This is a genomic window from Marinospirillum sp., from assembly GCF_044810985.1.
GTDB lineage: Bacteria > Pseudomonadota > Gammaproteobacteria > Pseudomonadales > Halomonadaceae > Marinospirillum.
The window spans coordinates 2702408-2726701 of sequence record NZ_CP085242.1 but is presented as its reverse complement, the minus strand read 5'-3'; the positions used below and the strand labels follow the sequence as shown (position 1 = coordinate 2726701).

General features: G+C 53.7%; 25 protein-coding genes. 9 read left to right on the top strand and 16 right to left on the bottom strand.

Annotated elements, in window-relative coordinates:
- Nucleotides 1-29: 29 nt before the first annotated feature.
- Complete coding sequence (locus LG323_RS12880) at nucleotides 30-1688, top strand: fatty acid--CoA ligase (RefSeq protein ID WP_404416906.1); 1659 nt, start codon at nucleotides 30-32, stop codon at nucleotides 1686-1688.
- Here the strand turns inward: LG323_RS12880 and LG323_RS12875 are convergent.
- From LG323_RS12875 to lptF, 3 genes are read right to left on the bottom strand one after another with little or no spacing between them, the layout of a single operon-like run.
- Nucleotides 1685-2131, bottom strand: coding sequence for an RDD family protein (locus tag LG323_RS12875; protein WP_404416903.1), 447 nt, complete (start codon nucleotides 2129-2131; stop codon nucleotides 1685-1687). The genes LG323_RS12880 and LG323_RS12875 overlap by 4 nt on opposite strands.
- Before the next feature lie 10 nt (nucleotides 2132-2141).
- Complete coding sequence (gene lptG / locus LG323_RS12870; RefSeq protein WP_404416900.1) at nucleotides 2142-3209, bottom strand: LPS export ABC transporter permease LptG; 1068 nt, start codon at nucleotides 3207-3209, stop codon at nucleotides 2142-2144.
- Nucleotides 3206-4264, bottom strand: coding sequence for an LPS export ABC transporter permease LptF (lptF, locus tag LG323_RS12865; RefSeq protein ID WP_404416897.1), 1059 nt, complete (start codon nucleotides 4262-4264; stop codon nucleotides 3206-3208). Before lptF ends, lptG begins: the two co-directional genes overlap by 4 nt.
- 111 nt (nucleotides 4265-4375) lie before the next feature.
- Between lptF and LG323_RS12860 the strand changes: the two genes are divergently transcribed.
- The gene (locus LG323_RS12860) at nucleotides 4376-5905 is read left to right on the top strand and encodes a leucyl aminopeptidase (RefSeq protein ID WP_404416894.1); all 1530 of its coding nucleotides are present in this window, start codon (nucleotides 4376-4378) and stop codon (nucleotides 5903-5905) included.
- The gene (locus tag LG323_RS12855) at nucleotides 5902-6327 is read left to right on the top strand and encodes a DNA polymerase III subunit chi (protein WP_404416891.1); all 426 of its coding nucleotides are present in this window, start codon (nucleotides 5902-5904) and stop codon (nucleotides 6325-6327) included. The genes LG323_RS12860 and LG323_RS12855 overlap by 4 nt, the downstream gene beginning before the upstream one ends.
- 60 nt (nucleotides 6328-6387) lie before the next feature.
- Here the strand turns inward: LG323_RS12855 and LG323_RS12850 are convergent, their stop codons facing one another.
- Nucleotides 6388-7086, bottom strand: coding sequence for a methyl-accepting chemotaxis protein (locus LG323_RS12850; RefSeq protein WP_404416888.1), 699 nt, complete (start codon nucleotides 7084-7086; stop codon nucleotides 6388-6390).
- Nucleotides 7087-7207: 121 nt separating this feature from the next.
- Here LG323_RS12850 and LG323_RS12845 point away from each other — a divergent pair, with 121 nt between their 5' ends.
- Nucleotides 7208-7972, top strand: a complete 765-nt coding sequence (locus tag LG323_RS12845) for a TraX family protein (protein WP_404416885.1) — start codon at nucleotides 7208-7210, stop codon at nucleotides 7970-7972.
- Here LG323_RS12845 and folM read toward each other — a convergent pair whose 3' ends face one another.
- From folM to trxA, 5 genes are all read right to left on the bottom strand, one after another.
- Entirely contained in the window at nucleotides 7973-8722 is a 750-nt protein-coding gene (gene folM, locus LG323_RS12840; RefSeq protein WP_404416882.1) for a dihydromonapterin reductase, read from the bottom strand. It abuts the gene before it with no gap.
- Nucleotides 8715-9437, bottom strand: a complete 723-nt coding sequence (locus tag LG323_RS12835) for an NAD(P)H-flavin reductase (RefSeq protein WP_404416879.1) — start codon at nucleotides 9435-9437, stop codon at nucleotides 8715-8717. The genes folM and LG323_RS12835 overlap by 8 nt, the downstream gene beginning before the upstream one ends.
- 19 nt (nucleotides 9438-9456) lie before the next feature.
- Nucleotides 9457-10929 (bottom strand): 4-hydroxy-3-polyprenylbenzoate decarboxylase, encoded by a 1473-nt coding sequence (gene ubiD / locus LG323_RS12830; RefSeq protein ID WP_404416876.1) that lies wholly within the window; start codon nucleotides 10927-10929, stop codon nucleotides 9457-9459.
- Nucleotides 10930-11282: 353 nt separating this feature from the next.
- Complete coding sequence (rho, locus tag LG323_RS12825; RefSeq protein ID WP_310696751.1) at nucleotides 11283-12542, bottom strand: transcription termination factor Rho; 1260 nt, start codon at nucleotides 12540-12542, stop codon at nucleotides 11283-11285.
- Nucleotides 12543-12882: 340 nt separating this feature from the next.
- A complete protein-coding gene (trxA, locus tag LG323_RS12820; protein WP_310696750.1) occupies nucleotides 12883-13209 on the bottom strand; it encodes a thioredoxin TrxA in 327 nt (108 codons plus the stop codon).
- A gap of 158 nt (nucleotides 13210-13367) precedes the next feature.
- Between trxA and LG323_RS12815 the strand changes: the two genes are divergently transcribed.
- The gene (locus tag LG323_RS12815) at nucleotides 13368-14879 is read left to right on the top strand and encodes an exopolyphosphatase (RefSeq protein ID WP_404416872.1); all 1512 of its coding nucleotides are present in this window, start codon (nucleotides 13368-13370) and stop codon (nucleotides 14877-14879) included.
- 128 nt (nucleotides 14880-15007) lie between these two features.
- On the opposite strand, the gene lysS is transcribed toward LG323_RS12815, so the two are convergent.
- The gene (gene lysS / locus LG323_RS12810; RefSeq protein ID WP_404416869.1) at nucleotides 15008-16483 is read right to left on the bottom strand and encodes a lysine--tRNA ligase; all 1476 of its coding nucleotides are present in this window, start codon (nucleotides 16481-16483) and stop codon (nucleotides 15008-15010) included.
- A gap of 2 nt (nucleotides 16484-16485) precedes the next feature.
- A protein-coding gene (gene prfB / locus LG323_RS12805; protein ID WP_404416866.1) for a peptide chain release factor 2 occupies nucleotides 16486-17584 on the bottom strand; the annotation gives its coding sequence in 2 pieces (ribosomal slippage) (nucleotides 16486-17508 and nucleotides 17510-17584; 1098 coding nt in all).
- A gap of 155 nt (nucleotides 17585-17739) precedes the next feature.
- Between prfB and LG323_RS12800 the strand changes: the two genes are divergently transcribed.
- Together LG323_RS12800 and LG323_RS12795 are read left to right on the top strand one after the other, a co-directional pair.
- A complete protein-coding gene (locus tag LG323_RS12800) occupies nucleotides 17740-18498 on the top strand; it encodes a FliG C-terminal domain-containing protein (RefSeq protein ID WP_404416864.1) in 759 nt (252 codons plus the stop codon).
- Nucleotides 18491-18958: a FliG C-terminal domain-containing protein gene (locus tag LG323_RS12795; protein ID WP_404416861.1), complete on the top strand. Its 468-nt coding sequence runs from the start codon at nucleotides 18491-18493 to the stop codon at nucleotides 18956-18958. The genes LG323_RS12800 and LG323_RS12795 overlap by 8 nt, the downstream gene beginning before the upstream one ends.
- Here the strand turns inward: LG323_RS12795 and LG323_RS12790 are convergent.
- Nucleotides 18952-19581: a hypothetical protein gene (locus LG323_RS12790; RefSeq protein ID WP_404416858.1), complete on the bottom strand. Its 630-nt coding sequence runs from the start codon at nucleotides 19579-19581 to the stop codon at nucleotides 18952-18954. The two genes, LG323_RS12795 and LG323_RS12790, sit on opposite strands and share 7 nt — an antisense overlap.
- A 106-nt stretch (nucleotides 19582-19687) precedes the next feature.
- On the opposite strand from LG323_RS12790, the gene dapE reads away from it, so the two are divergent.
- Nucleotides 19688-20830, top strand: coding sequence for a succinyl-diaminopimelate desuccinylase (gene dapE, locus LG323_RS12785; RefSeq protein ID WP_404416855.1), 1143 nt, complete (start codon nucleotides 19688-19690; stop codon nucleotides 20828-20830).
- Here dapE and LG323_RS12780 read toward each other — a convergent pair.
- Together LG323_RS12780 and LG323_RS12775 are read right to left on the bottom strand one after the other, a co-directional pair.
- Complete coding sequence (locus LG323_RS12780; protein ID WP_404416853.1) at nucleotides 20827-21666, bottom strand: hypothetical protein; 840 nt, start codon at nucleotides 21664-21666, stop codon at nucleotides 20827-20829. The genes dapE and LG323_RS12780 overlap by 4 nt on opposite strands.
- 60 nt (nucleotides 21667-21726) lie before the next feature.
- On the bottom strand, nucleotides 21727-22188 hold the full coding sequence (locus tag LG323_RS12775) for a cold-shock protein (protein ID WP_404416850.1): 462 nt from the start codon (nucleotides 22186-22188) through the stop codon (nucleotides 21727-21729).
- 173 nt (nucleotides 22189-22361) lie between these two features.
- Here LG323_RS12775 and LG323_RS12770 point away from each other — a divergent pair, with 173 nt between their 5' ends.
- Entirely contained in the window at nucleotides 22362-22583 is a 222-nt protein-coding gene (locus LG323_RS12770; RefSeq protein ID WP_404416848.1) for a SlyX family protein, read from the top strand.
- Here LG323_RS12770 and LG323_RS12765 read toward each other — a convergent pair.
- A complete protein-coding gene (locus LG323_RS12765; protein WP_404416845.1) occupies nucleotides 22577-22891 on the bottom strand; it encodes a BolA family protein in 315 nt (104 codons plus the stop codon). The genes LG323_RS12770 and LG323_RS12765 overlap by 7 nt on opposite strands.
- 31 nt (nucleotides 22892-22922) lie before the next feature.
- Nucleotides 22923-24263: a DUF3422 domain-containing protein gene (locus LG323_RS12760; RefSeq protein WP_310696738.1), complete on the bottom strand. Its 1341-nt coding sequence runs from the start codon at nucleotides 24261-24263 to the stop codon at nucleotides 22923-22925.
- Between the last annotated feature and the right edge of the window lie 31 nt (nucleotides 24264-24294).

Here is a 24294-nt window from a genome sequence, read left to right as displayed (position 1 = left end):
CAATAAAAACAATATCAAGGAGTTTAACCATGACAGCAACAGTCCATCCCAAGATCCTGCCTGCCACACCCTCAGCGGTCAATCCACCGCTATTGATTGGCGATATTCTGAAATCGGGTGTGCGTATGGCTGGGGACAATCCGATTGTTTATCGAGACCTGAGCCGCCATAGCTACGGCGAATTCCAGGCACGGGTGCATCAGCTTGCCCATCTCCTGACAGCCCAGGGTGTCCAAGCCGGTGATGTAGTGGCCGTTCTGGACTGGGACAGCCATCGTTATCTGGAATGCTTTTTTGCCATTCCGATGATAGGCGCTGTGCTGCACACGGTTAATGTACGCCTGGCTCCAGAACAAATCCTCTACACGATGGATCATGCTGAAGATGTCTTTGTTCTGAGTCATCAGGAATTTCTACCGCTGCTGGAACCCTTGGCGGCAAAACTGCCGCGCATCAAAGGCTATCTTTTGTGTCAGGATACTCCCGAAGAGGTCAAGACCACTTTGCCACTCGTCGGTGAGTATGAAGCCCTGCTGGCTGAACAACCTCAGCAGTATGACTTTCCAACCTTTGATGAAAATGCCGTTGCCACCCTATTTTATACAACCGGCACCACCGGCAACCCCAAAGGGGTGTTCTTCACGCATCGACAACTGGTGCTGCACACCCTGAGTGAAGCCAATATCCTGCAAGCTCCCGGTTTTGAGCTGCTGAGCCGTGACAAGGTGTACATGCCCATTACTCCGATGTTTCACGTGCATGCCTGGGGCATTCCCTACACGGCCACCCTGATGGGTTGCACGCAGGTTTATCCGGGTCGTTATGAACCGGAAATGCTGGTTGGATTACTGGTCAAAGAAAAAGTCGATTTTTCCCATTGCGTTCCCACCCTGCTGAACATGGTGGTCTCTGCGGAAGCCATCAACTCCGGCAAGGTAAAAGTGGAGGGCTGGAAAGTTCTGGTGGGCGGCAGCGCTTTACCACAAGGTCTTGCCAAAAAAGCCTGGGATCTGGGTATCGATACCCGCACGGCTTATGGCATGTCAGAAACCTGTCCGTTGCTGACCGCTGCGGTATTGCCCAAAGACATCAATGACGCCGATTTTGACACTCAACTGCCCTGGCGCTGCAAAACCGGTGTTGCTGTTCCTTTTGTGGATCTCCAGGTGGTGGATGAATCCGGTCAGCCCCTGCCTCAGGACGGTGAAAGTGTCGGTGAAATCCGGGTCCGCGCACCCTGGCTGACTCAGGCTTATTACAAGGAGGAAGCCCGCAGTGAAGAGCTGTGGCTGGATGGCTGGCTGCATACCGGTGATGTCGCCACTATCGATCAGCGCGGTTTTCTGCAAATCCGTGATCGTATCAAGGACGTGATCAAAACCGGCGGTGAATGGCTTTCCTCACTGGAGCTGGAAAACCTGATCAGTCAATTCCCGGATGTTGCCGAGGTGGCCGTGGTAGGTGTTGCTGATACCCAGTGGGGTGAGCGCCCGGCAGCGCTGGTCGTGGCAACTGATCCGTCCAGACCGCCCGAAACCACGTCCATTCAGGAGCATCTGCAACAGTTTGTGGATTCGGGCAAGATCAACAAATGGGCGATTCCCGAGAAAATCCTGTTGGTGAATGAAATTCCAAAAACCAGCGTAGGCAAACTCAATAAGAAACAGATACGTCAGGAACTGGGCTAACCTTTTGTCTTTTTGGGAATCACTACCACCTGGGTTCCGGACAGCAGATCCGGCCAGGTGCGTTTTTCCCGGTCAAAAAACAGCCACAGATAACCCAGCCCCAGACAACCCCAGGACAAGAGGCCACCCAACAAACGCAGCAGGGTTTGCTTTAAGTTGAGTGGCTGGCCCTGTGGCGTCTGTACGCGGATGCGCCAGGCCAGCATTCCCAGGGTCTGACCGGCGCGCCGCCAGAAAAAACCATAAAAAACCACGGGCACCAGAAAAACCGCCAGCTTGAACAACAGGTGTTCATTGGCTTCCCCTCCGGTGAGCGCCACGCCGATAAACCCCACCAACATCAAAAGGGCAAACAGCAAAAAAAGATCATAAGTAATAGCCGCCAGGCGCCGAAAAAGGCCTGCCGGATAAATTGCATTCAACTCACTGAAAACTCTTGGCATAAATAACCTGCTATCCTGCTTTGCGTATTAACCACATGCCCCAGATGGCACAAATGGCTGCGGGTATCAGTACAGCCAGCGCCGGTGTAAACCCCCAGAGCAAGGCCGAAGGACCCAGTAAATCCTGGGCAAACTTGACGGAAAGGCCAATAATTATACCGTGAAAAACCCGTGTTCCGGCTGGCACTGTGCGTAGAGGGCCAAAGGTGAAAGAAGCCGCCAGAATAACCACCGCAAACACGGTGACCGGCATCAGCACTTTTTGCCAGAAAGCCAGCCAGTAAAAACCACTGGCCTGACCCTTGCTTTCCAGGTAACGACCGTAAGTCCAGAGCCGGGAAGGTGGTAAGTCACTGGGAGCAAAAGCCCGGAGGGCCACAAATTCCGGCTGAACCGGCAGAGGCTGAACCAGGCTCGAATAGTGCTTTTCTTTGAGCTGATCATCCGCCATTTGAATTTCCCGAACGTCCTGCAAATGCCATTCACCCTCCTGATAATCGGCTTCAGCGGCGGTGATCCGGCGTTCCAGCTGCCAGTCTTCGTTCAGCTCATACAGGGTGATCCCCAGCAAACGGCCATCGTCTCTGGCGACATTGATCCGGTAAAAGGACAGGTCTTCCTTGAGCCACAAATCCCGTGCCGTACTGACCGTTGCCGCCTGCCGACCTGTTCGGGCCTCCCAGCGGTAGGTTTCTGCCGTTTGTGCCCACTGCAGCAAAAAATACTCACTGACCAGCATGGCCAAAATCAGAAGCACAACCACCGGGCGTGAGGCATGCACAATCAAACGGGGAATGGAGACACCTGCAGCGCGCATCACCGTCAATTCACTGGTTGAAGCCAGACTGCCCAGACCGATCAGCACCCCCACCAGGATACCCACCGGCAAGAACAGATAAATACGCTCCGGTAAGCGGATCAACAGGTAAGTCACTGCATTCAACAGGGTGTAACTGTCAGTCAGATCCTTGAGTTCTTCCAGCAGAGTGAAAATATAATCCAGCCCAACGATGACCAGCAGCACAGCCAGGGTGGCATTCAATACCGCACGGGATAAATAACGGCCCAGCAACCTCATTTGACAAAAACTCCCCGCCGCCAGCAAAGCAGGAGCCCACCCGCCAGAAAGACCAGATGCACCGCCCACAAACCCGGATACAAAGGCCATTGGCCTTTATTGATCGTATCCTGCAGGGACATGAGGCTGGTCAGAAAAACCATCTGCAAAAAAAGCACCGGCAAAATCGTCATGAAGCGCCCCTGCCTGGGATTGACTTTGGTCAGAGGCAGGGCCAGCAAGACCATAATGATCACCATCAAGGGCAAACCAAAACGCCACTGAATTTCAACTGAAGCGGCCCTGACGTCCCTGGCCAACAGCTCATTCAAAAACATCATCTCCACTTCTTCTTCAAGGGTCGGAGGCTGGTGCACGCCAATGCGCAAAGCATAGCGCTCGAATTTCAGGTCAGTCATGGCCAGGTCATCATCGGGCAACTCATAACGGTGACCTTCTTCCAGAACCAGAAAGCGACTCTGGGTGTCTTCGGCAATCTGCTGGAAGCCACGCGTGGCTAAAGCCAACTCATCGCGCCCTTCGCCACCCTGAGCAATAAAAACTTTTTGCAGCGTTTGCTGATCTTCACTGACGACCTGGGCATAGACCGCCTGCTCGCCCAACTCCACAAACTGCCCCGGAGTAATGGATTCAAAACCGGTGCGTTGCTGCTGCTCCTGAATCACCAGCTCCGACATCTGCTGGGTGAGCGGAGTCACATAAAGACTGGCAAAACCGGTGATGCCGGCAACGCCCATGGCCAGCACCATGACCAGCTTCAAAAGCCTGCGCTGACTGACGCCACTGGACTGGATGACCGCCATTTCACTTTGCATGTAAAGGCGACCAAACGTCAGCATGATCGCCAGTACAAAGCTGATAGGGATGATCATCTGGGCGGCATAAGGCATATACAGGAGGGTTAACTGCCCCAGGGAATCCAGGGATAAGCGTCCTGAAGCAGCACGACCCAGATAGCGGGCAAAGCGGCTGCCGACAATAACCAGCAGCAACACGCTGGAAACAGCCAGGGTGGAAAACAGAATTTCCCTGGCTATATAGCGGTGAAGAATCAAGGACAACTCCCAAAATCAGACGATGCAATTCTCATATAAAGCCATTATCCTACACCACTAGCTGGCTTGTCTTGTCACACTTGCTTACTAACAACTTTTTTCGGAGTGGTTATGAACTTTAAACTGGTTACCAATTCACCCGCGCTGACGGAAACCGCCTGCGTTGTCCTGCCTGTCATGCAGGAAGGTAGCCTGACTTTCAGCGGTCAAGCACTGGACAAGGCCACCGAGTCATTGGTCAGTCAAATTATTGACCGTGGTGATTTTAAAGCAAAACTGGGAAAAACCTTTTTACTCGCCTTTGCTCCCGGCGCTGGAGCACAGCGGATTCTGCTGGTAGGCATGGGTAAGGAAGACCAACTGACCGATGCCAAGTTCCGCAAAGCCAGCCAGGCCGCTTATGATCACCTGGCACAACTCAGCCTGCATGATTGCTTGATCGCCCTGGCTGACACGCCCCTGAAGAACCGGGACTCCAGTTGGAAGCTGCGTCTGCTGGCGGAAGTGGCTGAAACCAGTTTTTACCGCTTCACAGAATTCAAGTCCCAGGGCAGCCAGGATGAATTGCCTGCCGAGCTTTCCTTCCATTGGCCGGAAAACCAGGACTCCTCCGAAGGTGAAAAAGCCCTTCAGGCCGGTCAGGCCATCGGTCAGGGGAAAAACCTGGCCCGCACTCTGGGCAACCGCCCCGGCAACATCTGCACTCCGGTTCACCTGGCTGAAACAGCCCTGGAATTGACCGGCAAGGATTCAGCCTTCACCACCAGCATCCTGGACGAAGAGCAGATGGCCGAGTTGGGCATGCACAGCCTCCTGTCTGTCGGCAAGGGCAGCGCCCAGCCTTCCCGGTTGATTGTGGTGGAATACAAGGGCTCGAAAAACCCGGATGACAAACCTCACGTCCTCTTGGGTAAAGGCATCACCTTTGATACCGGCGGCATCAGTCTCAAACCCGGTGAAGGCATGGATGAAATGAAATTCGACATGTGCGGGGCTGCCAGCGTCCTCGGCACTCTGGAAGCGGTTCGCCAGATCAAGCCCAAAATCAATCTGGTTTTCATGATTGCAGCGGCCGAAAACATGCCTTCCAGCACAGCCAGCAAACCGGGTGATATTTACACCACTCTGTCCGGCAAAACAGTGGAAGTGCTCAACACCGATGCGGAAGGTCGCCTGGTGCTTTGCGATGCCCTAACCTATGCCGAGCGCTACAATCCCGCCAGTGTTGTGGATATCGCCACCCTGACCGGAGCCTGCATTATTGCCCTGGGGCATCAGGCCACTGGCTTGTTGAGTAATGATGATGACCTGGCTGCAGCTCTTTTGAAGGCAGGCCAGAAGGCTGAAGATCGTGCCTGGCAACTGCCTCTCTGGGAAGAATTCCAGGAACAACTGGATTCCAATTTTGCCGACATGCAGAACATCGGTGGACGTCCTGCCGGTACCATCACCGCTGCCTGCTTTTTGTCCCGCTTTGCCGAGAAATTCCGCTGGGCTCACCTGGATATCGCCGGTACTGCCTGGCATTCCGGCAAACAAAAAGGAGCCACAGGCCGTCCGGTGGGGCTTCTTGTTCAGTACCTTCTTGATCTGGAAACCCTGGGTGACCAGAGCAGCGAAGAAACTGATTCAGAACAATGACGCATATTGATTTTTATCTACTGCCGGTGGGCAACCCTGGCAGCCGTCTGGATTTTGCCTGCCGTTTGACAGAAACCATCTGGCGCAAGGGCCACAGGCTGTATATCCACGTTCCTGATCCCGCTATGGCTCAGGAACTGGATGAACGTCTGTGGAGTTTTAAGCCGGATGCTTTTTTGCCGCATGGCATGCTGGGCAACCAGCCGCCTTCACCTGTGGAAATCGGTTGGCAGGACGAGCCCGGCGATCATCATGATGTGTTGCTCAACCTGGATTTGAAAATTCCCGGTCACTTCTCACGCTTTCAAAGGGTTGCCGAAATCATTGATGACTCCGAAGACGTCAGGAAACCCAAGCGTGCTGACTGGACGTTTTACCGGGAAAGGGGCTATCCCATCAAGGCCCATGACATGCGCCGATGAACAACCACAAAAAAGGCAGCATGAGCTGCCTTTTTTAATGATTGATCAGAAGTGTAAGGACTATTCGCTGGCTTCGGTCAGCTTTTCTTCCAGTTCGCCCATCAACTGGGTAATGGACTGGGCTGACTTGCCGGTTTCATCCGCCAGTTCCTTGACCTGATCAGCCACCACGGCAAAGCCGCGACCGGCTTCACCAGCCCGAGCTGCTTCAATGCTGGCATTCAGGCTGAGCATTTTCAGGGTTTTCAGAACCTGCAGGATCTTCTGGGTCTGATTGATGATCTGGTTACTGGTCACCCCGACATCTTCCATCTTCTTCTTGCGTTCCACTTCCTGTGCCTTACGATCATTGATGTCGGCAACAATACCTTCCAGGTAGGTCACTTCACCCTGATCATTCAGAACGGCGCCGCCATGCTCATTCACCCATTGGATGCTGCCATCAGAACGTTTGATGCGGTAATCCACATTCCAGTTGCTGTTGTTCTGCATGCCTTTTTCCACAGCAGCATCCACTTTTTTGGTATCATCCTGATGAATCAGGGACATATAGGAAAGACGCTGATTATTCAGTAAATCCTTTTCTGCATACCCAGTCACTTTTTTTACGGCACCCGCGAGATTGACCATGGTAAAGCTCTGATCATTGCGGCAACGGTAAAGAAAACCGTTCATACGGTTGGCAATGCTTTCGTAAATGCGTGCTGTGTCTTCGCTTTCGGTGAAATCCGTGTCCTGCATATACTCTTCTGAACTCATAGCTTGAAGGCCTTCTTAGGTCAAAGAATCTCGGGTGGTCAAATCAATAACTTGTTGCATGAATTTACACTCAAAATATCATACCAGCAATCGACACAGGTAAAAGCCCTTTTTGCACCTCATGCCTATCAATAATCTTTGGATACCCCTGGCCCAGTGGCTGGCTGTGATCAGCATGACAGCCGATCATGCTGCCCGTTACCTGGTGCCGGGTCTGCCTGACTATTATTGGGTGGCGGGCACCCTGGGGCGGCTGGCTTTTCCTTTTTTTGCCGCTCTGGTGGCCTGGCATGCGCTTTTCAACAGTCGCCATCTGGGGCGTTACAGTCTGCGGATTCTGATGATTGGCTTGATTGCCCAACCGGTTTATGCCTGGATGCTTCAGGAACCTCTCAGTTCGGCCACCTTAAATGTCTGTTTTACTTTGGCAGGCGGTCTGGGCCTGACCGGTTTGCTGAAAGCGGCTTTGCAGCTCCAGCAACAGGATTTCCGGTTTTTTTACAGTTATCGCTTTTTTTTCGGCCTGACGCTGGCCTTGATCTGTGCCTGGCTGATCAGTCACTGGGTGGATTATGGCCTGACCGGCCTGCTACTGATTCCTGCTTTTGCCGGTCTGTTTTATTGCTATCAACAACGCCTGAACAGCACGGCCAGCTATCTGCAGTGGCTGGCAAGCTGGTCACTTCCAGGGTTTCTGGCCCTGGGGCTGAATCCCCCGGGCATCCCGACCTACAGCAGCTATTTTGCTTTGCTGCTTTTGCTGGGATTGCTGGGGTTAAGCCAGTTCAGGCGCCCCTGGCAGCTGCCTTTCCCCCGCTGGCTTTGGCTCAGCTGGTATCCCCTGCACCTGCTGGTGATTGCCGCATCCGCGCGGCTTCTGGCCTGATCAGTTCTTCAGGTGCCTTCCGCCATTCAGGCGCAGCAGATTGCCCGTCATATAAGGCTGGTTAAGCAGATAATCCACTGTCTGCCAAAGCACCTCAAATCCCGGCTCCATATACAAAGGCGATTTTGCCAGTACCTTTTGCTGGTATTCGGGGGTGTCGCCTTCATTAAAGGCCAGCAAGGCGGGAGCAATGGTATTGACCTTGATGTCCGGTGCATAGCGGGCGGCAAATGACAGCGCAAGGCTTTCTAGCCCGGCTTTGCTGGCGACGTAAGCTGAGTGCTTTGCAGAGCCACGGCGCACCACATCATCAGTGATATGAATGATATCGCTGGCACAACCCTGATCCTGAGCAGCTTTCAGCAATAAAGGAGACAGCTGATTGTTGAGCAAAAAAGGCGTCTGCTGATGAATCTGAAACATCCTCTGAAAAACCTCGGCAGCTTGCCGTCCTTCAGGATCCTCTTCGGGTCTGGGATCTGTCGCCCAGTCCGATGCATTATGGATCAAGGCACTCAGCCCGGAGTATCGCTTTTGCAGAGCAGCAGCAAACCCCAGAACACCATCATTGCTGGCAAAATCAGCCTGAATGCAGTCAGCACCCAGCCTTTCCAGCCGCTCGACACCCGCTTTTCGGGAGCGATAACTCACCACAACCGAGCGGCTCTGCTCCAGCAGTTTTTCTGCCAGATACAGGCCAGCCCTCTGACCGGCACCGGTAATCACCACCGGGTAAGCTGGATCAGTCATAATTTCTCGGCGCATAGGCATGTGCATCACTTAAAAGTGCTTTTGCAGGCATTCCCCGACTCATCATCAGATCTTCCACCGCATAAACCACTGCGGGCGAGCCACTGATAAAACCTTTAACCTGAGCGGCAGAATCACCTTCGATAAAATCCATTGCCAGAGACTCAGTTAAGCTGGCATTACGGCCCTTCCAGTCAGCATCGGCCAGATCCACACAAGTAAACAGCTGAAAATTGCTGTGCTGCTTTTCCCACGCCAGAGCCTGAGGCAATGCATAAAGCCCCTCGACATTGCGGGCACCCCAGTAGAGAGTCAGAGGTGCCTGCCAGTTACGTTTAAAGGCTTCTTCCAACAGGGATTTCATCTGGGCAAAGCCGGTTCCGGCAGCCACAAGAAGCAGCGGCTGCTCCTGTTCCGGTAGTACACACTCACCGGAGGCCAGGCACAGGGTCAGTTCACCGCCGTCCTTCAGCTGCTTCTGCAGTAATTCTGAAGTTTCCCGGCCGGGTAAATACTGGATGTGCAATTCCAGCTGCTGACTGCCGGGTGCACAGGCAATGGAAAAAGGCGCCCAGATAGTATCAGTCACTCCAATTTCCAGGTACTGACCGGCCTGAAATTCAACACTCTCTTCAGGCTGCAGTAAAACCTGATAAACATTATTACTCAGCAGCTCTACACTTTTGATCACTGCCTGGGTGGTTATTTTATGCATTGGCTTCCTGTCATAGTATTCATTTCGTATCCAGGCCCAGTTCATCCCAGAGGTTATCAACTCGTTCTTTAACGGCCTGATCCATAACGATGGGTGTGCCCCATTCGCGGTGGGTTTCACCCGGCCATTTATTGGTGGCATCCATACCCATTTTGGATCCCAGGCCGGAAACCGGGGAGGCAAAATCCAGGTAATCAATGGGCGTGTTTTCAATCATTACCGTATCACGGGCGGGGTCCATTCTTGTAGTCATGGCCCAGATCACATCCTTCCAGTCACGGGCATTGACGTCATCATCGGTAACAATCACAAATTTGGTGTACATGAATTGGCGCAGAAAACTCCAGACACCCAGCATCACCCGCTTGGCATGACCGGGATACTGTTTTTTGATGGTCACAACCGCCATCCGATAGGAACAACCTTCCGGCGGCAGATAAAAATCGGTGATTTCCGGGAATTGTTTTTGCAGGATAGGCACAAAAACTTCATTCAAAGCCACGCCCAGAATCGCCGGTTCATCCGGCGGTCTGCCGGTATAGGTGGAATGATAAAGGGCATCCTTGCGACGCGTGATGCGCTCTACCGTGAAAACCGGGAAGTGATCGACTTCATTGTAATAACCGGTATGGTCACCAAAGGGGCCTTCAGGGGCGGTTTCGCCCGGTTCGATATAACCTTCCAGTACAATTTCCGCTGAAGCCGGTACGCGCAGATCATAGCCTATGGATTTGACCAGCTCGGTTTTGCTGCCGCGCAGAAGTCCGGCAAAAGCATATTCAGACAAGGCATCAGGAACCGGGGTCACCGCACCCAGAATGGTGGCCGGATCAGCCCCCAGAGCGACACACACCGGAAATTTCTTGCCCGGATTGTCACGACAGAATTTCTGGAAATCCAGAGCCCCACCCCGGTGCGCCAGCCAGCGCATGATCAGCTTGTTTTTACCAATCAACTGCTGGCGATAAATGCCCAGGTTCTCGCGGCCCTTCTTTTTATTCTGGGTAATCACCAGCGGCCAGGTCACCAACGGTGCAGCATCACCCGGCCAGCAGTGCTGAATCGGCAGGCCGTAAAGATCAACTTCATCACCTTCCTGAACCACTTCCTGGCAGGGTGCCTTGCTGACCACCTTGGGGTTCATGGTCAGAACCTTTTTGAAGATGGGCAGCTTTTCCCAGGCATCTTTCATGCCCTTGGGTGGGTCCGGCTCTTTCAAGAAAGCCAGCAGCTTACCGATTTCCCGCAAGGCTTGTGTGGATTCCGCACCCATCCCCAGAGCCACCCGCTCGGGCGTTCCGAACAGGTTGGCCAGTACGGGCATGGAGTGACCCTTGGGGTTTTCAAACAGGATCGCCGGACCACCGGCTCTTAGCGTGCGGTCGGCAATTTCCGTCATTTCCAGATAGGGGTCGATTTCCTGACTGACCCTCTTCAGCAGACCCCGGGCTTCAAGTTGACTGATAAAATCACGTAAATCCTTATAATTCATGGGATTTAAAGCCTCTTAATGTGCAAAAGGCAAGCCCTGGGGCTTGCCTTGATTCCTGCGGGTGTGGGAGACCGCTCCGCGGGCGATGATTATCGCGCAGGGACTGCGCTCCCACAGGGCTGCACTCCCACAACCTGTGCTCTTACTCTGGCTATAATCTTCTATGTGGGAGGCCGCTCCGCGGGCGATGATTATCGCGCAGGGACTGCGCTCCCACAGGACTGCGCTCCCACAACCTGTGCTCTTACTCTGGCTGCAATCTTCTATGTGGGAGGCCGCTCCGCGGGCGATGGTTATCGCGCATGGAATGCGCTCCCACAGGACTGCGCTCCCAAAACCTGCGCCACTAGATCCTACTTGCGTTTCATGGCCTCAAAAAACTCCATATTCGTCTTGGTATCTTTCAAGCGATCAATCAGGAATTCTGTGGCAGCCACATCTTCCATGGGGTTGAGCAGCTTGCGCAGAATCCACATACGCTGGAGTTCTTCTTCTGTGGCCAGCAGGTCTTCACGACGGGTGCCGGAGCGACGGATGTTGATTGCCGGGTAGACGCGTTTTTCAGCCACTTTGCGATCCAGGTGCACTTCCATGTTGCCGGTGCCCTTGAACTCTTCATAGATGACTTCATCCATTTTCGAGCCGGTGTCCACCAGAGCGGTCGCCATGATGGTCAGGCTGCCGCCTTCTTCGATATTACGCGCCGCACCAAAGAAGCGTTTGGGTTTTTCCAGGGCATGGGCATCGACACCACCGGTCAGTACCTTACCGGAGCTGGGCACCACGGTATTGTAGGCGCGTGCCAGGCGGGTGATGGAATCCAGGAGAATCACCACATCCAGTTTGTGTTCAACCAGGCGCTTGGCCTTTTCGATGACCATTTCCGCCACCTGAACGTGACGTGCCGGTGGCTCATCAAAGGTGGAGGCAACCACTTCACCGCGTACGGTGCGCTGCATTTCAGTCACTTCTTCCGGGCGCTCATCAATCAGCAGCACGATCAGGTGACACTCAGGGTTGTTGCGCTTGATGGAGTTAGCAACATTTTGCAGCATCAGGGTTTTACCGGCCTTGGGCGGGGAGACAATGAGGCCACGCTGCCCTTTACCAATCGGGGAAACCAGGTCAATGATGCGAGCGGTGAGGTCTTCGCTGGAACCGTTGCCGACCTCCATCACCAGGCGGTCATCGGGAAAAAGTGGAGTGAGGTTTTCAAAGAGGATTTTGTGTTTGGCGTTATCAGGGCGATCAAAGTTAATGGAGTCAACTTTGAGGAGGGCAAAATAGCGTTCCCCGTCTTTGGGTGGGCGTATCTTGCCGGAAATACTATCCCCTTTACGCAGGTTAAAACGGCGTATCTGGCTGGGGGAAACGTAAATATCATCAGGCCCGGCCAGGTAAGAGGAATCTGCCGAGCGCAGAAACCCAAAACCATCTTGAAGTATTTCCAGAACACCATCGCCGTAGATGTCTTCACCACTTTTGGCGTGGCGTTTCAAAACAGCAAAGATGATGTCTTGTTTACGAGAACGGGCAACATGTTCTATGCCCATTTCGTTGGCGATTTCCATTAACTCGGGGACGGATTTCTGCTTAAGTTCGGTCAGATTCATGGGTTTTGTATTGGTGATCTTGCCAGGAGTAATAATTCCGTTAAACGGAGTGGATAATTAATACCGGTCTTGCTCGCAAGGTAAATTTGAAATTGAGTCTTTCAGTTGCAAGGCAGCATTCAGGCAACAAGTGCCGAACAAACGGCAAACTGGGCTTAAACGACCAAAAAGCGCTTGTTGACTCAGAGTCTCGGGGCAGGCCGGGTATTTGATGAACTTGCTTAGTTAGCTAGAGCGCAAGGATTGTGGAGCGGCGCGAAGCTAAGTTATCTTGCCCTAGAAAAGGCCTGGTGCGCAAGTCCTAAATGTAAGAAATTGCAAGCCAGGCCTGAAGAGGGCTTTAGAGGGTTTCATCAATAAAGCTGGTCAATTGTGACTTGGACAGCGCACCCACTTTGGTGGCTTCCGTTTTCCCGCCCTTGAAGACCATCAGGGTGGGAATGCCCCGAATACCGAATTTCGCCGGGGTATCTGTATTTTCATCAATATTGAGCTTACAGACCTTCAGGCGGCCATCATATTCGCTGGCCACTTCTTCCAGTACGGGAGCAATCATTTTACAAGGGCCACACCACTCAGCCCAGTAGTCAACCAGTACGGGGAGATCTGACTGGAGTACATCTTCCTCAAAACTGGCATCGCTGACATTAACGATATTAGAACTCATTTCTTCACTCCTAAGCGGTATTCAAGCAGGTGTTTAGAGGTATCATAGCACCCTCTGGGAGTCACCTAAAGCCTGCGGAAATATAATCTTCATGTTTTTAATGCTATCGTTATTGGCTCCCATGCCTACATTTTTTGGTCTTTTGGATACTTAACCTTATGGCAGATGCTTCATTACCTGATGGTTGCACTTTAGCAGCCCTGGATCTTGGCTCCAACAGTTTTCACCTGGTTCTGGCCCGCAAAATCAAAGGCGAACTCAGTCTCCTAAAGCGCCTGGGAGAGAAAGTACAACTGGCCGCAGGTCTGGATGATCAGGGCTACCTCAGTGAAGAAGCACAACAGCGTGGACTGGAGTGTCTGGAGCGTATGGCTCCCTTTGTGCGGGGGCTGGATGACACCCAGGTCAGAGCTGTAGGCACCAATGCCCTGCGGGCCGCCCATAACGCCCAGGAATTTATTCAGCGTGCACAAGAGCTTTTAAACATCCCCATTGAAGTCATTGCCGGTCGTGAAGAGGCCCGCCTGATTTATGCCGGGGTGATACACACCTCTCCCAAGGTTGGGGGACGACGCCTGGTGGTGGATATCGGCGGTGGCAGCACGGAATTCATTGCCGGCGAAGATAACGAACCCCACCTTCTGGAAAGCCTGCACATGGGCTGCGTCAGCTACACCCAACGCTTCTTTTCAGATGGCAAGCTGACTGAAAAAAATTACCAGCAGGCACGTCTGGCCGCCTTGAGTGAATTGCTGCACATCCAGAAGCCCTTTCTCGGCCATGGCTGGCAACAGGCCCAGGGTAGCTCGGGCACCCTGAAAACCCTGTCTCTGGTGGCTGGCAAAGGGGAGTTTGTACCCCTGACGCCCAAGAATCTGCATGAACTGGAAAAAGAGCTGCTTAAAAACAAATCGGCTGACAACTGGACCGCCTATGGCATGAAAGCCGACCGGGCCCGAGTTATTGCCGCTGGCCTTGCCATCACTTCAGCATTTTTTGAGTCTTTACAGATCCAGGAGATGCACTATGTAGAGGGCGCCCTGCGGGAAGGTGTTCTTTATGAACTGGCCGGTACCGGAACCGATCTGGACATTCGTGAGCGTACCATCAAATCCCTGCAGGATCGATTTCAGGCTGATCCGGTACAGAGCGATCTCGTCAACCAGGCCGCCCTGTATGCCTTGCAGCAGGTGGCATCAGCCTGGGGACTGACTCACCCACGTTGGCAAAGCAAACTGGGCTGGGCGGCGCAACTGCATGAAATCGGCTTGAGTGTTGCGCACACCCAGTACCACAAGCATGGTGCCTACCTTTTGCATTACGCCGACCTGGCAGGTTTCACCCGCCAACAGCAGTGCGTGCTGGCGGTTCTGGTTCGTTCACACCGGCGTAAATTCCCGGCCAGTGAATTCAAGAGTTTCTCGCCCGAGTATCAGTTGAAGCTGCAACGCCTGGCCAGAATTCTGCGTCTGGCGGTTCTTTTGCACCACAGCCGCCCGGATGCAGCCCTGACCAACTTCCAATTGGAGGTGAACAACTCCAGCAGCAAGGAAACCCTGACCCTGCAGTTTCCCGAAGGCTGGCTGGAACAACAGCCTCTGCTTTTGACCGACCTGGAACAGGAAGCCAAATGGCAGGCTGCTGTGGGCTTCGAACTCCTCTATTCCTAAAATATTCAAATTAGCGTTACGAGCGTGGAAGCTGCAAGGCGCAATTGGCTGAAAAAGCGGAGTCTACATTTAGTAAATGAGCATTTTGATGCCAATTGCAACACAGCAGAATCGAGCGCAGTAGCTAATTAATCCACCTCGGGGCGCATGGCCGGGAACAGCAGCACATCCCGGATAGAGGCCGCATTGGTAAAGAGCATTACCAGGCGGTCAATACCGATGCCTTCACCGGCTGTGGGCGGCAAGCCATACTCAAGAGCGCGAATATAGTCGGCATCATAGAACATGGCTTCATCATCACCGGCTTCTTTTTCGGCGACCTGCTCCAGGAAGCGCTCTTTCTGATCCTCGGCATCATTCAGCTCGGAAAAGCCATTGGCAATTTCACGACCACCGACGAAAAATTCAAAGCGGTCGGTGACTTCCGGCTTGTCATCGTTGCGGCGGGCCAGAGGTGAAACCTCGGCAGGGTACTCGGTGATGAAGGTTGGTTGACGCAGTTGCTCTTCAGCCACTTCTTCAAAAATCTCGGTCAGAATGCGACCCCAGCCCCAGGAATCCTTGATCGCCAGTTTCAGGCTCTTCGCCACTTCGGCAACCCCTTCGCGGGTCTTGAGCTGATCCTTACTGATTCCTTCACCGTATTGGGCAATAGCCTGGGTCATGGTCAGGCGCTGGAAGGGCTGACCAAAATCATAATCTTCACCCTGATAGTGCAACTGGGTTTTACCCAGAACCTGTTCCGCCAGGCTGCGCAGCATGGCTTCGGTCAGATCCATCAGCTGATTGTAGTCGGCATAGGCCCAGTAGAACTCCAGCATGGTGAATTCCGGGTTATGCCGGGTCGACAAGCCTTCGTTGCGGAAATTACGGTTGATTTCATAAACCTGTTCAAAGCCACCCACCACCAGACGCTTGAGATACAGCTCCGGGGCAATGCGCAGGTACATGTCCTGATCCAGTGCATTGTGATGCGTAATAAAAGGCCGCGCTGTGGCCCCACCGGGGATGGTTTGCAGCATGGGAGTTTCCACTTCCATAAAGCCGCGCTCTTCCATAAAACGACGAATACCGCTGATCACTTTTGAGCGAATCACAAAGGCATCCCGGGCTTCGGGGTTAACAATCAGATCCACATAACGCTGGCGGTAGCGCATCTCCTGATCGGCCAGACCATGAAACTTGTCCGGCAGGGGGCGCAGGCTTTTGGTCAGCAGGCAGCTCTGCTGGATATGAATATAAAGATCACCCTTGCCGGACTTGTGCACCGGGCCTTCGGCATAGACCAGATCCCCCAGATCCCAGCTCTTGATGTCTTCTTTCTGGTCTTCATCCAGACCCTTTTTGTCCACATAAAGCTGAATCTGACCACTGACATCCTGAATGACAATAAAAGGGCCACGCTGACGCAGAATCCGGCCCGCCACTTTAGCCTTGCGATCCAGGGTTTCCAGTTCGGGCTTTTCCCTGTCACCCAGTTCCTGCTGCAAATCCGCTGCATAGGCATCACGGCGCAGATGGTTGGGAAAGGCATTACCGGCTTCACGTCTGGCAGCCAGTTTGGCGCGGCGCTCAGCAATCAACTTGTTGTCTTCTTCGCTCATTTCTATAGCCCCTGCTTAAGACTGGCTTCAATGAATTTATCCAGATCACCGTCCAGAACGGCCTGGGTATTGCGGTTTTCAATGCCGGTACGCAGATCCTTGATGCGCGAGTCATCCAGCACATAGGAGCGGATCTGGCTGCCCCAGCCAATATCGGCTTTGGAATCTTCCAGCTTTTGTTTTTCGGCGTTGCGCTTCTGCATTTCCAGCTCATACAAACGGGACTTCAACTGCTTCATGGCAAAGTCCTTGTTCTGGTGCTGGGAGCGCCCGGACTGGCAGGCCACCACGGTATTCGTCGGCAGGTGGGTGATCCGGACCGCCGATTCGGTGCGGTTGACGTGCTGCCCCCCGGCACCGGAAGCGCGATAAACATCAATACGCAGATCCGCCGGATTGATGTCAATTTCAAAGCTGTCATCCACCTCAGGGGAAACAAACACTGAGGCAAAGGAAGTGTGACGTCGCCCCCCGGAATCAAAGGGACTTTTGCGCACCAGGCGATGCACGCCGGTTTCCGTGCGCAACCAGCCAAAGGCATAGCTACCTTCCACCTGAAGAGTGGCAGACTTGATGCCCGCCACATCACCGGCAGACACCTCAACCAGCTCGGCCTTGAAATCATGCTGGTCACACCAGCGCAGATACATGCGCAAGAGCATTTCCGACCAGTCCTGAGCTTCGGTGCCACCGGAACCGGCCTGAATGTCCACAAAGCAGTTGTTTTCATCCATCTCGCCGGAGAACATGCGCCGGAATTCCAGGCCTTCCAGCTGTTTCTGCAGGCTTTTAAGGTCGACTTCAGCTTCGTTCAGGGTGCTTTCATCGTCTTCGGCAGCGGCCAGTTCCAGAATATCCAGGGTATCGATCAGGCCCTGCTCAAGTTCTTCCAGAGTGGTGACGATGGTTTCCAGTTGCGAGCGCTCCTTGCCCAGAGCCTGGGCACGATCCGGCTCATTCCAGACATCCGGCTGCTCCAGTTCGCGGGTTACTTCTTCGAGACGGTCTTTCTTTTCAGCGTAGTCAAAGATACCCCCTAAGAACACGGGTGCGTTCTTGCATGTCTTTGATCAGGGATACCAAGGGGTTGATTTCCAGCATGGGGTTAGCTTCTCCAGCTAGTTGGAAAAATTCAATAAAGAGAGTAAACCGTGCATTCTACCCAAGGCGGAGACGCAACTCCACCTTACCAAGGGTGAACCAGCCTGTTATTCTTGGGTCAATACCTGAGCATCCACTCTGTACACAAGGAAAATATGAAGCCGAATTTAACCAGTACACCTGATCAGCTGAATTTACAGCTGGGCCCCTGTAGCGCGCAATTAAGCTGGAAACAGGCCGCCGAGCTAAGAAACATTCTGGCTGAACGCCTGGCAGGCTATCTACAGAATGCCCGGCCGGAAGCCGACAAGAACAGAAAGCAGCTGGTTAAATTACAGCCTCTGGCCGATGCCTTGTCCTCTCTGGAGAAAATCCAGCTTCAGGAAGTACTCAAGGCCTACCCCAAGCCACAGCTGGCTGCGTTGGTGCGCTTTCTGAGAGCAGAGCGCCCCGGCATCAGTGAAAAAATCTTCGCCCAGCTTTCACGTCGTGCAGCAGAACAGCTCTCCGACGAACTGGCACAAAAGGGGCCGACACCGCTACATCAGGTGATACCGGCCCTGGCTGCCCTGGAGCAACCCCTGGCCAGGCAAGGGGTTTATGTCGGCATCAATCACAAGGCACGCGAATACCTGCAACGTCTGGGGCAGCTTCCCAAACCCGCCCTGGCCCAGTTGCTCGACAAACTGCCCGCCGCAGCCCAGACCCGACTACTGCAGGTTTCGCGGCAACTGGATACTCCCGAAATTGAATCCCGGTGCAAACAGGTAATCCAGCCCGAGCTGCTGCCGGAAACAGCAAAAACCAGTCCGGCAAAACTTGATGAGCAGGAAGTGCGTGAACTGATGGCCTTGGTCAGCAAGGAATTAAAGCGTCTGCGGGACGCCAGCAGCAGGAGCAAAACCCATGCTTGAAGTGACCCTGAGCAACCAGAAACTGGCCCTTGAGGATCAGTTTCTCAGTCTGGAAATCAGCCTGCATGATGGCTTAATGCTTCTGGCCGAGATGGATGAGCTTCTGGAAAAGCCCGGCCAGGAAAGCTATACCCTGCTGGGCAGCTATTATCAGCGCCAACTCAGCAGCCTCCTGCAACTGCCGGCCAGAGAGCGCCAGAGCCTGCTGCAGGATGTCAGCCTGGAAGCCCTGGCCTGTCTGTTGAAGATGCTCAAGGGCACCTCTACCGAGGTTCTCCTCAAGCAGAACCTTTCCCAGCGCCGTCTTCGCCAATTGGAAGAAGAACCTGTTTATCAGCAATCCAGGCCACCCGAGATTGCCACCCTGAAATCGGCCCTGTCAGGCTTCTTTCAACACCTGGATGACAAGGTTAGTCAGGGTGAGATTCTACTGCCGGACCCGGATGAGCCCCACTACTGAGCCACCAGCTCCAGGTGCTCCAGCAGGGTTTCAAAATCCTGCAGGGACCCCATGGCATCCTCCTGATGATAAGTCAGGGTCATGACCAGACTTTTGCGCTGTTCAATCTGCAGCATGTACTGAAGCACCCGGGTATCCGGAACACTGCCGGCATAAGCCAGAATGAAAGCCGGATAACCCTGAACTTCCTTGCCTTCACAGCGCTCCAGCTCAACTTCCTTGCCCAGAGTGCGGCCCAGCAGGCCTGGCAGGGCACTGCAGGTTGCCTTGATCTGACTGGCCGCTTCAGGCACCTGATCATTGGTTTCAAAGAGGCTGAGATTGTCATACACCCCCTGGTGAGAATCACGGGTATTGAACAGCAATTCCAGATCGCCCTGCTGCATTCGTTCGGCCAGGCGCTCACGCATCAAGGGAGGTAAATCCAGTTCCTTCTTACCATTGCCCTCCACCGAGGAGAGGTCATCTTTGCTGAGCAGTTGCCAATCATCCGGTAAGTAGAGGGTCACCCCAAAACTGGTTTGAAAAGATTTCAGCTCTTCGGCCACACCGGGGCCAGACACGAACACCAGAAAAAGACACAGCTGCAAAGCGGACAAACGCATGGATTTTAATAGTTTCAAAACAAGAACCTGCACAAGAAGATGGAAATTCAGGTAAGCTATGCTCACCAGAAAGCGCCTACTATAAGCCATTTTTAAACCTCTGACTGCCCTGACGAAGCGATCTATGACAACTTCTCTCTCCCCGACCCTGCAACTTGCTTTTGATCTGATCCGCCGCCCTTCCGTCACCCCGGAGGATGCCGGCTGCCTGGAACTTCTGGGTGAACGCCTGGAAAAACTCGGCTTCAAGCTGGAACGGCTGAAGTTCGGTGAAGTGGATAACCTCTGGGCCAGAAAAGGCGACCAGGGGCCTTTGCTGTGTTTTGCCGGTCATACGGATGTCGTGCCTCCCGGCCCGGCAGAGCGCTGGGACACAGGCGCATTTGAACCTCAGATTGATGCCCAGGGAGAGTTACGGGGGCGCGGCGCTGCCGATATGAAAGGCAGCCTGGCGGCCATGGTGACCGCCATTGAAGGTTTTCTGGAGATGCATCCCGACCATCAGGGCAGTATTGCCCTGCTGCTGACCAGTGACGAGGAAGGCCCTGCTGTCAATGGAACCGTCAAGGTCATGGAGCATCTGGAAGCGCGTGGCGAAAAAATGGACTGGTGCCTGGTGGGCGAGCCCTCCAGTACCGCAAGACTGGGTGACTTTATCAAAAATGGCCGTCGTGGCTCCCTGGGGGCACGGCTACTGGTCAAGGGCAAGCAGGGGCATGTCGCCTATCCGCACCTGGCCGCCAACCCGATTCACCTGGCGGCACCGGCTCTGGCGGAATTGACCGCTGCGACCTGGGATGAAGGCAATGATTTTTTTCCGGCCACCAGCCTGCAAATCTCCAACATTCAGGCAGGCACCGGAGCCACCAATGTCATCCCCGGAGAACTGGAGGTCATCTTCAACTTCCGTTTTTCCACCGAAGTCACCGCTGAAGAGTTGCAAAAAAGAACCGAGGCGCTTTTGGATCGCCATGCTCTGGACTATCAGTTGGATTGGACTCTAAGTGGCCAGCCTTTTTTGACGGCTGAAGGCAGGCTGGTGGAAGCAGCCCAGCAGGCGATTCTGGAAGTCACGGGTCAACCGACTCAGTTGTCCACCGCTGGCGGCACCTCCGACGGGCGTTTTATTGCCCCTTCCGGAGCCCAGGTTGTCGAACTGGGACCCATCAACGCCACCATTCACCAGGTCAATGAGCGAGTCCGAGCTGAAGACCTGAACCTGTTAAGCCAGGTCTACCAGCGCTTGATCAGCAAGCTGCTCAGTTAAAAGCGCATGCCCAAAGCCAGACTCAGGCTGTTTGATGAGCTGTCCGGCAGCTCATCGGCAATCGATTCCTCAATGGTCCAGCGCTCAAGCTTAAGTCGGGTGGTGATGGCGCGGCCATTGCCCGCCAGATAGTCGATGCCCACCCAGGCAGCATAGCCACCGCCATTGGCCTGGGTGGGGCTGACTGAACTCTCGCCCTCGTATCTTTCCCAGCCTTTGACCAGCAAACGATACTCGGCGCCCACCACCAGAAAGCTGGAGTTATCAAACCGCATACCCAGATCCAGGCCAAAAGGCAGGTAGACATAGCGCATACTGCTTTTGCCTTCGGGGTTGTCGCGAACCTGAATACCCTGCCAGGCCAGCCCGGTCCAGACCGCAAGATCACCGGGAAAAGCTGAGAGGTTCATGGCTCCCACGTGGTAGCCAAAATGACTGGAAGTCACCTCAGCCGTTTGATCCGTGGCCGAAGTCTGTTCGCTGGTGTTGTTGAAGGTGTGGCCCAGGCTCAAACGGTGATAGGCAAAGTTGCCGCCCAGGACTTCAAAGTCCACATTGAGCTGAAACAGATGGGAATCCAGTTGAAATCCTGCTGCATCCGATTCCTGATCCAGTTGCTTATAGCTCACCGAAGGCGTCAAAAACACGGCCGTACCATCCGAATTCTGCTGGGATCGGTAGGACTCAGGGGAAGACGTCTCTTCAGATGGCTGCTCAACCGCTTCAGGTGACGGCGTGGCTTCCTCATCCGAACGCAAGGTTGATATGGGTTCAGCAAGCAGGGAAGGGGCATACAGGCCCGACAAAACCAGAACAAAAACAGGTAGGCGTTTCACAGAAGCTCCCTTTGCCAAAGGGGCTGCCAACCAGTATCTGGGCTGGCAGCCTGCTGACAACTAGTGGTTCAGGATGGACACATCTTCAGCCTGGAGGCCTTTTTCACCTTCAGCCGCTGCAAATCTGACTCGCTGACCTTCACGCAAAGTACGATGACCGGTGCCGCGAATCGAGCGAAAATGAACAAAAACCTCACCACCGACATCACGAATAATAAAACCAAAACCCTTGTTGACATTGAACCATTTGACAACGCCTTCCTCGCGATCATCATCCGCTTCCTCATCAGCGTCATCCACCTCATCACTATCGGCATGGATGCCCAGGGCTTTAAGACGCAAAAACTCATTAACACTTGCCGCCAGCATCAGAAGCACAAAAACCAACAGGTAGGTTTTCACGGCACTACTGCCACTGGCCGCTGCTTCGGGTGAAACAGCCAAAAGAGGCAAAACCAGAGGTGCCAAAACAGCAATAACCAGACTAACCAGAATATTTCGTATCAAGGTATTATTAAGCATAAAGTTTCTCTAAATCCAACTTGGTAAAGGAGTGACAAAAAAACAACCGACCCCCAAGCCCTTGCCTGGTATTTGCCGGATTGCAATGGCAGGCTAAACTAACCCGAACCTGCTGACATCTATTATAACCATGTCTGCAGGAAAATGTTTAACCCAGGTAACGACTTAAATCTATGAAAGACCATGAAAAACGACTTATTGCACTGGAAACCCAATTGGCCTTTCAGGATGACCTTCTGGAACAACTCAACCAACAGCTGATTTTGCAGAACCGTGATATCCACAGCCTGCAGGAGCAGGTCAGAGTTCTTGGCCAGAGACTGGTCACCTTAAAAGAAAATCATCAGGATGAGAAGCAGCCTGACATGGCGGATGAAAGACCTCCCCACTATTGACCGCTTCCTGAACATTGTGGCGAGTCAGGTCGTGCCTCACCCCGTGCCGCCCATTCATCGGGCGTATAAAGATGCAGTGCCAGTGCATGCACCGGCCCGGCCAGTTCATCAGCCAAGAGGGCGTAAATTTTCTGGTGCCGCTTCACCGGCATCAGAGACTGGAAGTCACCACTGACCAGGGTCACCTTGAAGTGACTTTCCCGCCCCGGTGGCCCTGAATGCTGATCGCTTTCATTTTCGATTTGCAGGTATTGCGGCTGCAGGGCGGTTGTCAGTTTGTCGCGAATACCTTCTTCTACTTTTGCCATAATCTGTCTCACTATTATCCTGGAATTGAATTCAGTTCTCTCGCCCCGGGTCGCTGGCTTCCACAATGAATTTTCTGATGCGATGCGTGACCCACCAGACACCACCCACCACAAAGGGCACCGCTATGGCTGTTGCCAGATCTTTATTCAAGGGAACCCCCAAAGGCTCCATGGCTCCAAACAGATAACGCAACAGGCTGATGCCATAATAGCTGATTGCTGCAATGGAAAGGCCTTCCACCGTTTCCTGCATTCGCAGCTGCAAACGCGAGCGCCGGTTCATGGAAGCCAGCAAACGCCGGTTTTGTTCCTCCAGTTTGAGGTCAACACGGGTACGAATCAAATCACCGGCGCGTTCAATGCGTCGCGCCAGATCTTCCAGGCGCTGACTGACTGAATCACAGGTTTTGGCAGCGGGGGTCAGGCGTCGGCCAAAAAAAGCAATCAGGGTGAAAGTGGGCCCCTGCTGTATCTCCTTGAGCTCCTCCAACCGCTTCATCACCAGATGATAGTAAGCCTTGGTGGCTGAAAAGCGGGAGATGGTATCCGCCCGATGACGTTCAATCTGTGCAGCCATGGAGGTCAATTGCCGCAACAGGGCCCGCTCTTCTTCCAGGCCTTCGGTGTCGGACAACTGGGTGATGATTGCTGCCAACTGATTGTCCAGTTGACGTAACACCGGGGCCAGTTCGCGGGAAGGCCGGGCACCCAGCAAAGCCATGAGACGATAGGTTTCCAGCTCCAAAACACGCAGAATCAGGCGGCCTGTCTGGTTATCGTTCAAGCCATGATTGTGCAGGAGTATCCGGCCACAACCATCGCCGTGCATTCTGAAAGCACTCCAGAGGGTGGCGGCCCCCTCCATCAGCCGACCACTGACCAGGCGCTGACCTTCAAAGCAGCTGGCCAGATCTTCACGATCAAAGCTGTCTTCCTCGGGGCTGGCCACTTCCAGATGCAGGGCAACCACCAGTTCGCCGGGGATAGCCTGGAGCCAATCGTCAGGCAGCAGTGACAAGGCCGTCTGTTCAAAGGGTTCAGCTTTACGTCCGGGGCGGATAAAGGTGTAGGTGACAAATTCCAGGTGCCTTTCCCAGCGCACCTCCAGCCCGCCCAGACTTTGATAAAAACTATTGTCCGGAGCCGCCGGTGGGTTGACTCCATAGCGACTGCAGAGGTCACAGAGGTGATCAAAGTCTTTTTGTTTGTCATTTTCATCCAGCAACAAGGCCAGATGGGAAATTCTCACCGGACTGCCAATCACCGGAAAAGGCCGGGCATGCAGCTCCTGATAAAGAGAGGCACGATCCGGATGCATGCGCAGTGGCAACCCGGCCAATAAATCGGAAGGGTGGGAGTTGGCTTGAGACACGATTCAACCTTAAGGCAAAGAGTTTCCTTCA